The following is a 13,825-nucleotide window of genomic DNA, read 5'->3' as shown; positions in this document are numbered from 1 at the left end:
CCATTATGTCGATGTTAAACATGTGAAAAAAAGCGCATGTTTTTTACAATTTTGTGTCGTCAATCGCATGTAACCATGCTTCAATTTCTGTAATGACACTTTTCACACAGCCTTCAGCAAATGGTGATGTTAAATTTGCAACTTCTACTAATTCCAAGAATGATTTACTTCCACCTTGTTGGCACAGATTCACATAATCTTCCCACGCCTCTTGTCTATTATCTCTTGCACGTTTCCAAAATTGCAGTGCACAAATTTGTGCTAACGTGTAGTCAATATAGTAGAACGGCGAGCTATAAATATGTCCTTGACGTTGCCAGAATCCACCGCGCTCTAAATAATCATTATCTTCATAATCACGATGCGGCAAATACTTTTTCTCTATATTACGCCATGCTGTCTTACGCTCTTCTGGTGATGCTTCTGGATTTTCATATACATAATGTTGATATTCATCAACAGATACACCATACGGTAAAAACAGAAGTGCTGAACTTAGGTGAGAGAAGTAATATTTATCTGCATCTTCTTCAAAGAATAATTTCATCCATGGCCATGTAAAGAATTCCATACTCATAGAATGAATTTCACACGCTTCATACGTTGGCCAATTGTATTCTGGAATTTCAAACTTACGACTTTCATATACTTGGAAAGCATGACCAGCTTCATGTGTTAATACATCAATGTCCCCAGATGTTCCATTGAAGTTCGAGAAAATAAATGGTGCTTTATAATTCTCGATATATGTACAATAACCGCCACCCGCTTTTCCTTTTTTCGCAACTAAATCTAATAAATCATTATCTAGCATGAAATTGAAAAATTCATCCGTTTCAGCCGATAACTCTTTATACATCGTTTTCCCATGATTAACAATCCAATCCGCATCTCCTTTGGGAGTTGGATTACCAGTAGCAAACTCAAAGTTTTCATCATAATATGCTAATTTTTCTACACCAATACGTGCTTGTTGTCGCTTTCTTAATTCCGTTGTAACTGGAACGATATAATCAAGTACTTGCTGACGATAATTCGCCACCATTTCCGCATTATAATCTGTACGGTACATTCTCGCATATCCAAGTTCAACAAAGTTTTTGAAACCTAAAGATTTAGCGATGTTCGTTCTCACTTTAACAAGCTCATCATAAATACGATCTAACTCTTCCTCATTCTCAGCTAAAAATCCGTAATATGCTTCACTTGCTGCTTTACGTTCACTTCTTTCTTTCCCTTGCATAAATGGAATAAGCTGTGATAACGTTCTTTCTTCTCCTGCAAAGTCAATTTTTGCAGATGCTAATAACTGCGTATATTGTGAAGACAATTTATTCTCTAATTGTAAATCTTTCACGACTTCATCAGAATATGTTTTCAAATCACACTCTGCTAGAGCAAACAATTGCTTCCCATAATACGCTTCTAATTCTTCACGAAATGGAGAATGAATTAACGCTTTATAATACTTTGTACCATATCCTTGTACAACTGGAGAGAATTCATCAAAGAAATCTTGCTCTTCCTTATAAAAAGCATCTGTCGTATCAACAGAATGACGAATGTAACAAAGATTCCCCATTGTACCAAAATCGTTGCGAATTTCGTTAATTGAATGAATGACTTGTTTTTGTTCTTCTACAGTTTTTGCGTTATCAAACTTCTCTAAAGCAACAGTAAACTTCTCTTTTAATTCTTCAATATTTGGCCGTTTATATTCATAGTCTTTAAATGACATGAACGAGCCTCCTCTCCATTATATACATCCTTACTATAATTCAATGCTTACTTACAAATCTCCTCTTATTCTTCAGCAAAATACGGCAGATGTTGTCATAATTACATGTAAACAAAAAAGCCTTGGATTTCTTTATCCAAAGCTCCTTTGGAACATACTATTATTTTTCATACTTTCCAATCTTTTTTAATAGATCAAGTAATTCATCCTTTTCTTCTTTCGTTAACATTTCAAAAGACTGATGTATAACTTGCTCATGCCCTGGAAAAATAGAAGCAATAAAGGTCTCTCCAGACTCAGTTAGTTGTGCATATATAACACGTCTGTCATTCGGGCACGGAATTCTCTTTACTAGTCCCTTTTTTTCTAGCTTATCTACAACATATGTAATGCTGCCACTAGCTATTAAAATACGCTCACCAATTTGCTGAAGTGGCTGACCGCCTTTATGATATAGCAGTTCTAATACAGCAAATTCAGTTGGATTTAACCCGTTACTTTGTATAGATTTATTTGTAGTATCCATAACAGAACGATGTACACGAGATAATGCAATAAATACTTTTAAAGATTGAGAAATATCTTCTCGTTCATTATTTGATGTCATACAACTTTCAACCCTTCACTTAAATTCTCAGTAATAAAAAGAAAAAAACAGCTTAGTACTTCATGTAATTCCCGAATGAGTATTCACTCATTCATTACCTCTCCCCAAATATATTATGAATGATTCTTGAATAAAAACATGACAATTTTAACATAGTTTATATATAATGATAATAAAAAAGAAGGAGTACCAAATTTGAAAGTCAAATTCCACAGCATAGTTTTATATATATTGCTTGTTATCCTACCAACGATAGGGATTGGTGCTACATTTTATTCATATCATTCGTATAAAATGAAACAGGAAAACAAACAATCTGCTCACACGGTTCTCTTTTTATATAGAGACTATTTAGATCATCACCTTGGTGAAGCAATCTCCGCATTAGAAATGCTCTCAAAAGTCGTAGGAACCGAGACTGGAAATATAAATGGAGTGAAACAAATTGTACATGATACAGATGGAAACGATGCACGCTTTTCTGGTCTATATTACGCTACACCAGAAGGAATCATTACAATCGCATCCGAAGGCGAACGACCACCTGTTGATGTCTCAGATCGCAAATATATTCAAGACGCGTTACAAACGAAGAAAACAACTGTATCATCAGCCATTACAGATCGTGTTCTTGGACATCAAGCGATTATGATTGCTTCTCCCATTTTCAATAAACAGAAGGAGCTCTCAGGCTTATTGTTAGCAAGTTTACGCTTTGATTACATTTCATCATCTTTAAATGCCATTAAGCCACAATACCATTTTGAAGTAACCGATAAACATGATGTAGTTTTTCTAACCGATGATAATAACGAAACAAGTGATGCGCATTCTAATATGCTTACTACTCCACTCCAACGATTAAATTGGAAGGTCTCTGTTTCTCCATTGCCTATCCATCAAAAAACTTTATACCAGTGGGTTTCAATAGAGTGTATAGCTACTTTATTTTTAATGTCTATTTTATTTTTACTTGCTCAATATATGTTGTTAAAACGTCAAACAAAACTGGAAAGACAACAAAATGAACTACAAAAAATTGAATTGGTTGGAACTTTTGCAGCTAGTACAGCCCACGAAATCCGTAATCCTCTTACCGGAATTAAAGGACTCGTCGCTCTATTAAAAGAAAAATATAAAGATGAACAAGATCAGTTCTATTTTTCCATCATTGAACAAGAAATAGAACGGATTAATGAAATTGTAAGCGAATTTCTTATTCTTGGAAAGCCAACCGCTATCATTGAACAAACATATGATGTGAGAACTATTTTAAATGAGGTAGCATTGATTATTCAATCTGAGGCGAATCTACATAACATTGTATTCCATTTACATTTGCCAGACCATCCTGTTCATATACGTTGCTCAAAAGACCATATGAAACAAGTGGTTTTAAACATTACAAAAAATGCAATTGAAGCCATGACTTCTGGTGACACACTAACTATTTCCGTAACAAACAATGAAACACATGCACAATTGCAAATTATAGATACTGGAAAAGGGATTCCAAAACATATTCAAAAACACCTCTTTCATCCGTTCTTTACTAATAAAGATACTGGAACAGGTCTTGGACTTGTCATATGTAAACGAATTGTAGAGATGTACAATGGGCATATTTTTATTGACAGTATAGAAAACGAAGGAACGACAGTTCATATCGAAATTCCGTTACACCTAGTATAATTATCCTTATCCCAAAAGGGTAATTATACTTATTTCATAAAACCAGCCACAAGCATTCGCCAAAAATTACTCGATTTTCCTTCATACCCAATTTGAAAAATAGGTACCTTTATAATTGATAACCATTTGGGTGTTTGTTTTTCTTTATAGCACTGGTACTGTAAAATAAGCTTGTCCAATTCTTGACTAACTTGAATTGTCTCCATACTATTTAACCCACTCGTTAAACCTAATTGAATCATTTCTTCACGCTTTATATGAATATCACGTGAAAGCTTTTCTAATGTGTACTTCCTTTTTACAGTAAACATTCATATCCCCCTTATTATACTTCCTTGCTCTCAACTTCACTTCTCCATTGGCCTTTTAACTACTTAATCATATTTGAATTTGAAGAATCAGAAAATTTAACATTTTCTCCCTGTAATTTACAAATCTTTACCCTCACTTTGAGAATTATTACAAATTATTCTATCTTTGTAAATACATTCGCAATAATAGACATTTTTTTCATCTTCTTTTTTTACAAATACCAATTAAATAGCGGATTCTCTATTTTCCATATACTTTTCTTCGACATTTTTTGTTTAATTTATATAAAAACGCAAAACATAATAATGATTGATAAAGTGCAAATTTAATCATTGGGGATTTTGTTCATTCCCTACTGCCCGCAAATAGCGGGATAAAATAGAAAGGAAATATTTATATGCGCAAATATACGATTGCATTACTTATGTTTACTATGTTCTTACCATCCTTCTTGTTCCCTGTTCAAGCAAAGGCCCATACAAACAAAGTAGCTATTGTCATTGATGACTTCGGCAATAATATGAAGGGAACTGATAAAATGTTATCACTTCCTATTCCACTGACTGTTGCCGTTATGCCTTTTCTTCCTTCTACAAAGGAAGATGCGATAGCGGCTCATAAGAAAGGACACGAAGTTATTATACATATGCCAATGGAACCTATTAAAGGTAAAAAAGAATGGCTTGGACCAAAAGCGATTACAACTGATTTAAGCGACGAAGAAATAAATAACCGACTCGAACAAGCAATTCAAGAAGTACCGCATGCAATTGGGATGAACAATCATATGGGATCAAAAGTGACCGCGGACGAAAGAATTGTACGCCTTATACTTGCAGCTTGTAAAAAACACGGTTTATTTTATTTAGATAGCAAAACAAATCCTAAGAGTGTTGTCCCAAAAATCGGGAAAGAATTAGGAGTACCTATTATTGAAAACCAATTATTTTTTGATGATGTGTATACAGCGGCACATATTTCAAAACAAGCTCAATTACTCATCAAAAAACTTCAAGAAAAGCCGATTATGGTAGCTATCGGACATGTTGGGCCTCCAGGTGAAATTACATCCCGTGTTATAGAAACTTCTATTCCTCAAATTCGCGAACATGCAGATTTTATTTTTTTATCTGATTTAGCATTATCTCCGCCTCCTGTTTCAAAATAGGATTCATTATTCAAACTAAAAAAGGTACCAATCTGCATATAGCAAATTGGTACCTCTCCTTTTTAACTTAAATATAATCTACATGACTCACTCGGAATCCTTTTCTCTCTATTTTTTCAATTAATTTCTTTATTTTTTTTTCATTTAACTCATCTGTTATATTTACGATAACACGGCGAATATATTGATCCCCGTTATCTAGCGTAAATAATCCACCGATATTAAATGCCTTCAACAATGTCCCAAGTTCTTTAATCGTTCCCTTACAATCTTGTGTTGCAATTGTTAATATATAACCACCCGTCCGCATACCGAATGAATCTTCAATAACATCAAATATATTAGAATGCGTTAAGATACCGACAAATTCATTATAATCATTTAGCACAGCTAAAAATGGAAGACGACGAATAACATAAAATGCTCTGAAAAAAGAATCCTTTTCAAAAATAAATGCAGAGGAATCTTCCAGCATATGTTCCGTACTTAATTTCTCTAATCCACTATTACACTTCTTTTCTAAAAGATCTACTTTATAAATAATCCCCATGAATTTCTTTTCATCTTCTGCTAATACAGGGATTGCTCGAAATCCCGTTTCATTCATAATGTGCAAAGCCTCTTCACCTGAATCGTTTATTTTGCAAAATGTTACTTGCTGTTTTGGCAGAAAATGATATTTAACTCGCAAAATATGTTCCTCCTTACATGTCAACATGTAATCTATATATAATAAGGAGACCTATATTTTATGAGTAAATTTATTTTTAAAACGCTTTCATTTATTTATTGACTTGTAACGAAATCACAAACATTTTATATAACAGAACTCTTGGCACCTTTTATCATTAACAATTTCACATGGTAATTCATTAAATATTCTATACCCTCTAGCCATTTTTTCGTATCTTCTGGAGTTTTCCCCCACACGATCATGCCATAATTATGAACAAGAACTACTCCTCCACCTTCAATAAAATTCGGCACATTATTTTCTAATAAATCAGCGAATTTTTTCTCATCTTCTACAATGGGAATTGTCATTTCTGTTATACCTTCTTTTCCAAAAACACGTTCCACGCTACGTTTATCGAATGTTACTTCCCCTTCTTCTCCATATAACTCTGATATTAAATGACTATCTACAGTCTGCACTTGTAAAATACATTCTGCACTACTTTTTTTATAAATATCCGCATGCATAAATGATTCCGCAGCTGGTTTTTCTTCATTTTCAAATACTGGCTCACACATACAATTCACAACAATAAAATCTTCTTCTGAAAATAACCCTTTATCTCTTCCCTCAACGTTTACTAAAAAAGTTAACGGCTCTTTTGACGTACAGAGTGATAAACTAATTTTTGTACCATAAAACCAATCACGAAGTGCCAACTCAGATTTCACATCTTTTAATTCATTCCATTTCTTTAGAAAAAATAACATTTCGTCACCCCCGGCGTAATAGTTATATAATGTTCGAATCCTTTATATGTAAAAGGAATATTTTTTGATTATTCTAAAAATTTAATTGAATTATCACATGAGAACGCTTTTTTGTCAATATGGTTTCACAGCTCTTCTATAAAATGGGCCATCTATATTTCTATACTCCTGTCTATTTCCTATTTCATTTTATACATAAAAAATACGTTATTCTTTTTAAATCAAAGAATAACGTATTTTCTCATCTTTTATTTCGTGATTGCGTTATATAAAAACTGTGCATATTGTTCGCGTGTTACGAAGTCATCGCCTAAAAAGTTTCCTTTTCCATCACCTTTTGATATATTATTATCCGCTAAAGCTTTTACATATCCTTCTGCCCAATGACCCTTTGGTACATCTTTAAAGCTCACTACACTCTTTTCTATTTCCTTTAATTGGAATACCTTTTGTAATACTACTGACATTTCATATCGAGTTAACACTCCATCTGGACGGAACGTACCATCACCATCTCCCGTCATAATTCCAGCTTGTGTAACTGCCTCAATAGCTCCTTCATACATATTTCCTTTCGTATCTGTGAACTTCGTTTTCTGTTCTAAATTACGCTCCAACTTCAAATATTTTTGTATTAAAACTGCTACTTGACCGCGCGTAATGTTGTCACCAAATCCAAATTTTCCATTTCCATAACCTACAAATAATTTTTCTTTTGCTAAATGATTAATTGCTTGCTCTGACCAATGGCCTTTTGGTACATCTTTAAATTCCATTACTTCTTCGGCTACTTTTCCATTTACAACATTTTGAATCACAGAACCAGTGAAGAAAATCCCTGTATCCGCAAATGGATCTTTCACACCAAATTCATATACTTTCTCACCTGGTGTACTCCACTTAACTGCATCGTTACTATACGTCCCACCTTCGCTCTTCAAACTAATTTTTGTAGAGATTTTACCATCTTTTTCGTATACAGGTACTTTCACTTCTTTATTTACTTCTGTTTCCTCTAAAAATACTTTTTGGTTTTGAACATTGATGTAAGCTGTTTTACTTAGTTCTATAACTGGTCGAACATCGCGGATTTCATTTGCAACAAAACTTAGAAATACTAACTTTTTCAAATTGCTAACTGGTGTTAAGTCTGAAATATAATTTGCTTCTAAATCAAGCTTTTGTAAGTTTACTAGATTTGATAATGGAGTAATATCCTTTAACTCATTGTGAGGTAAATCTAATTCTGTAAGTTGAGTCATTTTAGCAAGTGGTGTCACATCTTCTATTTGATTTTTCCCGATAAATAACTTACTTAATTGATTCATTTGATCAATGCCCGATAAATCTTTAACTTTATTACGTGTTAATACTAAGTCTGTTAAAGGTAATGAATATAACGGTTTAATATCTTCAATTTGATTACCTGCTAAAGTCAAGTATGTTACATTTTTTAACGCGCTTAATGGAGCAACATTCATAATTTTATTATTTGCTAAATTCAAGTAATCTAGTTGTTCCATTTTCGCTAATGCTGTTACATCTTCTATTTGATTTCCTGATAGATATAAACTTTTTACATTTTTCATTTCCACTAATGGTGCAACGTTTGTAATTTTATTATTACTTAAATCAAGAGATTCTAAATTATCCATCTTAACAAGTGGCGTTACATCTGAAAATTCATTACCACGCAAAGCTAAATGATTTAATTGCTTTAAGTTCGTAAAGAACGACGGATCTTTTATCTTCGCATTTGCAACTGTTAAAGATTTTAAATTTGGCATATATTTTAATGCACTATAATCAAGAATCTCATTCGTATTTAAAAACAAGTCCTTTACTTGTAATAACTCTTCTTTCGTAATTGGTGTATTTAAATCTTTTCTATTAAATACTTTTTTATTAACAAGTTCTCTTAATTTCTTATCTGTTATCACGTTTTGACTATCAACTGGATTATCCGTTTCCGTCTTACCTGAATTAGAGTTGTCATCTGGTTTCTCTGTTTCTTGGTCACCTAATGTTGGATCTTTAATTTCAAATTGAACTTGATATTTGTGATCATATCCAATAGCCGGAATAAGTATGTGCATTTGCATATTGTGCTTCTTCTCAAATTCGCCAATTTCAAATTGGACTACTTTCGTTCCATTTTTCCTCTTATCTTCTGATAGAACTTTCACATCATGAAATACACCAGGTTGGTTTTTATCCTCTATTCTAAGATATTGAAAATAATCGCTATCTTGCATTGTTACAGTAACAATTTTTTTCCCGGCTACAATCGCTACTTTAGGATCTTTTATATATTGAGAAACCATAGATGGTTCATCTTTTTGATCCTTATATATTTTAATCTCAGTATCGTATGTACGTTCACTAGCTGCTGCCACCGACTGGTTTGCTTCAGCTTTTAGTGCTGCTAATGCTGGAGTAGAGTATGTAGCAAATGGAATTGCTAATGTTGTGGCTACTACTAGCGCCTTAATATAACTTTTTTTCAAAATAATATCCCCTATCATATATAATTTTCATAATTGATAACACTTATCAATTACTTACAAAATAAATGATAATGAATCTCATTATCATTGTCAATGATAATCTTACATTAAGTTTATATTTCCATGGATAAAAAATAAAAAACCCTTGATTCAAAGGGCTTTTTTGCTTATCGTATGAAGAATTTCACTTTTTTCTTTTTCATTAATAACACCAATTTTTTGCAAAATATTTGCATACAATACAAGTTTATTATATATCCGTTCTGACATCCTTCTCCCTTCTTTCCTTCGACCAACTTTTTTTGTATTGGTAAATTATATGAAAGAGATGAGAAAATGTGTCCACTTTTTGCATAAATACAAATCTTTTATCCTGCTATTTGCGAGCAGTAAAACTCCCACCTCAAAATTAGGTGGGAGTTCAATTTATTTAGCAAATTGTCCATTGAATATTATGCTTTTTGACTTCCTCTTCAAAACTGTAGGGCATTTTCTTATCACAAATTACATGTTCAATACGCGAAAACGCTGCTATTCGGTAATTTCCTTTTACCCCTACTTTTGTATGATCGCATAAAATATATGTTTTTTCCGCTAATTTCATCATCGCTTCTGACAGTTTTGCCTTTTCTAATTCAAAACTAGAAACCCCAAAACCAGGCAACAATCCATCAATCGAAACGAATGCTTTATGAAAATGAAATTGGTGGATTACTTGCTGCGAAATAGAACCTGACACACGTGAATGCTTTGGAGATACTTTTCCACCAATAAATAAAACTTCTCCGTGAAACATCTTTTTATTAATAGAAGAAATTAATTGTGTTGCTACTGGAAATGAACTTGTTACAATCGTTAAATTTTTGCGATGAACAAGATAGGGCACCATTTGAAGTGGTGTACTTCCATCATCAATCGCAATAACATCTCCATCTTCCACGAACGTTGCTGCTTTATACCCAATTCTCTTCTTCTCTTCTATATGTAGCATCTCTCGCTCTAACATTGGTGCCTCTATTCCAGCTCCCGGAAGTTGGACAGCTCCACCATACACTTTCTTCAACTTCTTTTCACGATCCAACTCTTCTAAATAACGGCGAATCGTCTCTGTTGATACAGCAAACTCTCTCGCTAATTCTGAAACTTTTACTTTCCCTTTAAACTCTACCTTCTCAAGAATGGTTCGCTTTCTTTCTTCACCTACTACAGACATAACCTCACCCCATTAATTTCTACCTCATAAACTGCCTTACTTATACAAAGTTCTAACTTTCTTTGTAAGTAGAAACTTCTTCATGAATATGAATACCACGCTTTTTTAGTTCATCAAAAATAATTTGTGGATTTACAAAAGCTTCCTCAGGTGTAACAACACCAACTTTATTTACATTCCCTTTTGCGATTAACTCTGTAGCAATCCCAAATGGAATACCGACGTTTCTCGTATAAGCTCTTAATTTTTCCCATCCTACAACAGATCCATCAGATAACGGGTGTGTATGATATAATACGTGCCTTTGTTTCTCATTATTTTTCATACCTATTACTTCTACATGAAGTGCATAACCGTAAATTTCTGTTTCTTGTCCTTCTTTCGATTGCAATAAATACTTCGAAATACAATCCATAATGCCAATTTCTTTCCCATTTATATCAACTCGATCATTACGCAATATACCATAATCATATAAAGCACGTACGAGCTGCATATTTTGCTGTGGCCAAGTCCCTCTCGTCTCTATCAGCTTGACACCTTTATTTTCTAGTGCTTTTGCTAACGTAATCGTTTCAGAATGCGGGATTATATACTGCGTTTCCTTACCATAAGGCGCCGGTAATTCAATTTCTCTCGGACGCGCAAACGGAGGTACTTGCTTAAACTCACCATCTTCATATACTGTACGCGATGGTAAATGTGGATCATATTCATATGTCGTTGTCTCTGTAATGGATGCAGAAAAAGCAATTGGACGATACGAGCCGTGACTGACACGAACTGACTCTACAGTATCTAGCTGATTTGCTGCATGCATCGCCATCATTTGCGTTACACCTGGCGTCATACCAAAACCAGGTAAACACGTTTTTCCGTTTTGAACAAATATAGAATGCGAATCATTTTCTTCACCAAATCCATTCAAATTCACACCGTGACAACCTGCTTCTGCAATACATCGAGTAGACAAGCCATTTAACTTTATCGTCGTGCCATCCATTACAATGTCATAGCCTTTCATTTTTGCAACTGTATCCTCGTGATTCGTTACATCTACTTTCACAAAATCAACACGAGGATCGTTGAGCCATTCTACTACTTTAAGGCCCTCTTCTTCATTAAAATCAGCTACTGTAATCGTCTCAAAAGATGAAAATTGCACTAAATCTAAAATTGCTTCACGACAAATTTCACCTGCTCCACCTAAGCAAAATACTCTCACCCTATAACAACTCCTTTAGCGATACTATTAACTAAGCGATTGATATCTGCCTCATGTACATCACCGATATTTCCAATGCGGAACGTATCTACTTTCGAAATTTTACCAGGATAAATGACGAATCCATATTGCTTTAATTCATTATATAACTGTTGAAATTCAAATCCTTTTTCTGGATAAATAAAAGATGTAATAATAGGAGATTGATATTTTTCATCTACTAGTGGCTTAAATCCGATTTCTCTCATTCTATTCACTAATAGTTTTTGATTGTTATAATATCGATTGTAACGCGCTTCTACTCCGCCCTCTTTTTCTAATTCAAGTAGTGCTTGATAAAAAGCGTGTACAACATGTGTAGGTGACGTAAAACGCCATTTCCCATTTTGATTTTCCATCGTTGCCCACTGATCGTATAAATCTAATGATAATGAACGTGCCTGCCCTTTACATTTCACCAATTCAGCGCGCTTTGCAATAACAAAGCCGAACCCAGGAACCCCTTGAATACATTTATTCGCACTACTAATTAGAAAGTCAATTTGCAATTCAGCAATATCTATTTCAATACCACCAAAACTACTCATTGCATCAACTAGTGTTACTTTTCCGTATTTCTTCCCTAATTTACATATATCTACAATTGGATTGATAATACCTGTTGTTGTTTCACAATGAACAACTGCAATATGTGTAATCTCTTTATCTTGTTGCAATATCTTTTCTACTTCTGCAATATTAGTAGGCTCCCACTCTTCTGTTTGACTGACCACCACATCTATATGTAACATCTCTGCCATTTGTACAATTCGCTTACCGTATGCACCATTTATACAAACGAGCAGCTTTCCGTTTTTAGGAATGACAGAACCAATTACTGCTTCAACTGAAAACGTACCGCTTCCTTGCATGAGAACAGTTGTATATTTCTCTTCTTCCTTCGTTGCTAACGATACAAGTTTAGCTCTTACCTCTTGCACCATGGTGTTATATTCAGCATCCCACGTACACCAATCGTATAACATAACTTCTTTTACTGTTTTTGTTGTTGTTAATGGTCCTGGCGTTAATAATAAGTAGTGATTTTCAGTCATGATCCTATTCCCCTTTTATGAAATAATAAGCTCTTGTTTCTCGATATGTTCCATTACGTTTTCGAGTTCCTGCATCGTTTCCATCGTAAAGTGCGCCCCATTTTCAACGAAACGATTACGAACTACTTCTATTTTTTCACGAAGTTCTACCGGATCCATATTCTCCACTTCTTCTTCAGTTAAGCCGAGTTCGCTACTGCCAAGAATTACACCAACTGTCCACATACCGGCATTTCGCCCTTCTTTCATATCTGATACCGTGTCTCCAACTTTTATCATATGATTCATCGGATATACACCAAGTTCCATCGCATTTTTATAGCACATCCACGGATACGGACGACCCGCTGGAACATCATCTGGTGTAACGAGGAAATCAGGTTTATATCCTTGTAGTGCTGCTTCTCTTGCTACAATGTCCATCATTTCTCTCGTATAACCAGTCGTTGAACCAATTTTAATTCCTCTTTCACGTAAAGAAGCAATTACTTCTTTTACTCCATGAATTGGCGACGCATAGACCGGTAAAATAGCGAAGAGAATCTCTTCAAATTCTTCATACATATCCTGAATGTCTGCTTCTGTTGGTAATTGTCCGAAAACATGCTTCCACTCATTCGCAATACGAGGCATTTCTATTAGTGCCCTTACATGATCTATTTTTAATAATCCCATTGGCTTACGTGCTTCTTCTGCTGTAATTTCAACACCACGTTTATGAAAAATCTTCATGAATACTTCTAATGGTGCAAAACATCCATAATCAACTGTCGTACCTGCCCAATCAAAAATTACTGCTTCTATTTTCATTCAATCCATCACC

The 13,825-nt window shown here is 34.1% G+C and carries 12 protein-coding genes; 2 read left to right on the top strand and 10 right to left on the bottom strand.

Annotation, left to right across the window (positions count from 1 at the left end; translation table 11 throughout):
• Positions 1 to 43 precede the first annotated feature (43 nt).
• The gene (locus ACXY7N_RS05535; RefSeq protein ID WP_016088773.1) at positions 44 to 1,738 is read right to left on the bottom strand and encodes a M3 family oligoendopeptidase; all 1,695 of its coding nucleotides are present in this window, start codon (positions 1,736 to 1,738) and stop codon (positions 44 to 46) included.
• Between the two features lie 160 nt (positions 1,739 to 1,898).
• Positions 1,899 to 2,345: a MarR family winged helix-turn-helix transcriptional regulator gene (locus ACXY7N_RS05530; protein WP_000203348.1), complete on the bottom strand. Its 447-nt coding sequence runs from the start codon at positions 2,343 to 2,345 to the stop codon at positions 1,899 to 1,901.
• Positions 2,346 to 2,540: 195 nt separating this feature from the next.
• On the opposite strand from ACXY7N_RS05530, the gene ACXY7N_RS05525 reads away from it, so the two are divergent.
• Positions 2,541 to 4,037, top strand: a complete 1,497-nt coding sequence (locus tag ACXY7N_RS05525; RefSeq protein ID WP_016088774.1) for a DUF3149 domain-containing protein — start codon at positions 2,541 to 2,543, stop codon at positions 4,035 to 4,037.
• A 29-nt stretch (positions 4,038 to 4,066) separates the two neighbouring features.
• On the opposite strand, the gene ACXY7N_RS05520 is transcribed toward ACXY7N_RS05525, so the two are convergent.
• Positions 4,067 to 4,348 carry an aspartyl-phosphate phosphatase Spo0E family protein gene (locus ACXY7N_RS05520; RefSeq protein ID WP_016088775.1) on the bottom strand — a complete coding sequence of 94 codons (282 nt, stop codon included), beginning with the start codon at positions 4,346 to 4,348 and terminating at the stop codon, positions 4,067 to 4,069.
• Between the two features lie 398 nt (positions 4,349 to 4,746).
• Between ACXY7N_RS05520 and ACXY7N_RS05515 the strand changes: the two genes are divergently transcribed.
• Positions 4,747 to 5,517, top strand: coding sequence for a divergent polysaccharide deacetylase family protein (locus ACXY7N_RS05515; protein ID WP_016088776.1), 771 nt, complete (start codon positions 4,747 to 4,749; stop codon positions 5,515 to 5,517).
• A gap of 67 nt (positions 5,518 to 5,584) precedes the next feature.
• Here the strand turns inward: ACXY7N_RS05515 and cbpA are convergent, their stop codons facing one another.
• The 7 genes from cbpA to phnX form a co-directional block, all read right to left on the bottom strand.
• The gene (gene cbpA, locus ACXY7N_RS05510; protein WP_016133949.1) at positions 5,585 to 6,208 is read right to left on the bottom strand and encodes a cyclic di-AMP binding protein CbpA; all 624 of its coding nucleotides are present in this window, start codon (positions 6,206 to 6,208) and stop codon (positions 5,585 to 5,587) included.
• Between the two features lie 125 nt (positions 6,209 to 6,333).
• Positions 6,334 to 6,963, bottom strand: a complete 630-nt coding sequence (locus tag ACXY7N_RS05505; RefSeq protein WP_016088778.1) for a class II aldolase/adducin family protein — start codon at positions 6,961 to 6,963, stop codon at positions 6,334 to 6,336.
• Positions 6,964 to 7,211: 248 nt separating this feature from the next.
• Positions 7,212 to 9,488, bottom strand: coding sequence for an NEAT domain-containing leucine-rich repeat protein (locus ACXY7N_RS05500; RefSeq protein ID WP_033660047.1), 2,277 nt, complete (start codon positions 9,486 to 9,488; stop codon positions 7,212 to 7,214).
• Positions 9,489 to 9,900: 412 nt separating this feature from the next.
• On the bottom strand, positions 9,901 to 10,683 hold the full coding sequence (locus tag ACXY7N_RS05495; RefSeq protein ID WP_016133947.1) for a DeoR/GlpR family DNA-binding transcription regulator: 783 nt from the start codon (positions 10,681 to 10,683) through the stop codon (positions 9,901 to 9,903).
• A gap of 52 nt (positions 10,684 to 10,735) precedes the next feature.
• Entirely contained in the window at positions 10,736 to 11,908 is a 1,173-nt protein-coding gene (locus ACXY7N_RS05490; RefSeq protein WP_088083453.1) for a saccharopine dehydrogenase family protein, read from the bottom strand.
• On the bottom strand, positions 11,905 to 13,002 hold the full coding sequence (gene phnW / locus ACXY7N_RS05485; RefSeq protein WP_088083452.1) for a 2-aminoethylphosphonate--pyruvate transaminase: 1,098 nt from the start codon (positions 13,000 to 13,002) through the stop codon (positions 11,905 to 11,907). The genes ACXY7N_RS05490 and phnW overlap by 4 nt, the downstream gene beginning before the upstream one ends.
• 15 nt (positions 13,003 to 13,017) lie before the next feature.
• Positions 13,018 to 13,812 (bottom strand): phosphonoacetaldehyde hydrolase, encoded by a 795-nt coding sequence (gene phnX / locus ACXY7N_RS05480; protein WP_016133944.1) that lies wholly within the window; start codon positions 13,810 to 13,812, stop codon positions 13,018 to 13,020.
• Between the last annotated feature and the right edge of the window lie 13 nt (positions 13,813 to 13,825).

It is taken from the genome of Bacillus sp. 5w2, assembly GCF_054353775.1.
Note: the sequence above shows the minus strand (reverse complement) of the source record. Positions and strands in the feature narration are given on the sequence as shown.

What these genes read in the sequence shown, in the direction of transcription:
- ACXY7N_RS05500 (WP_033660047.1), bottom strand. Translation starts at nt 9,488, where the DNA reads ATGATAGGGGATATTATTTTGAAAAAAAGTTATATTAAGGCGCTAGTA.
- phnW (WP_088083452.1), bottom strand. Translation starts at nt 13,002, where the DNA reads ATGACTGAAAATCACTACTTATTATTAACGCCAGGACCATTAACAACA.
- ACXY7N_RS05520 (WP_016088775.1), bottom strand. Translation starts at nt 4,348, where the DNA reads ATGTTTACTGTAAAAAGGAAGTACACATTAGAAAAGCTTTCACGTGAT.
- ACXY7N_RS05515 (WP_016088776.1), top strand. Translation starts at nt 4,747, where the DNA reads ATGCGCAAATATACGATTGCATTACTTATGTTTACTATGTTCTTACCA.
- ACXY7N_RS05495 (WP_016133947.1), bottom strand. Translation starts at nt 10,683, where the DNA reads ATGTCTGTAGTAGGTGAAGAAAGAAAGCGAACCATTCTTGAGAAGGTA.
- ACXY7N_RS05505 (WP_016088778.1), bottom strand. Translation starts at nt 6,963, where the DNA reads ATGTTATTTTTTCTAAAGAAATGGAATGAATTAAAAGATGTGAAATCT.
- phnX (WP_016133944.1), bottom strand. Translation starts at nt 13,812, where the DNA reads ATGAAAATAGAAGCAGTAATTTTTGATTGGGCAGGTACGACAGTTGAT.
- ACXY7N_RS05535 (WP_016088773.1), bottom strand. Translation starts at nt 1,738, where the DNA reads ATGTCATTTAAAGACTATGAATATAAACGGCCAAATATTGAAGAATTA.
- ACXY7N_RS05530 (WP_000203348.1), bottom strand. Translation starts at nt 2,345, where the DNA reads ATGACATCAAATAATGAACGAGAAGATATTTCTCAATCTTTAAAAGTA.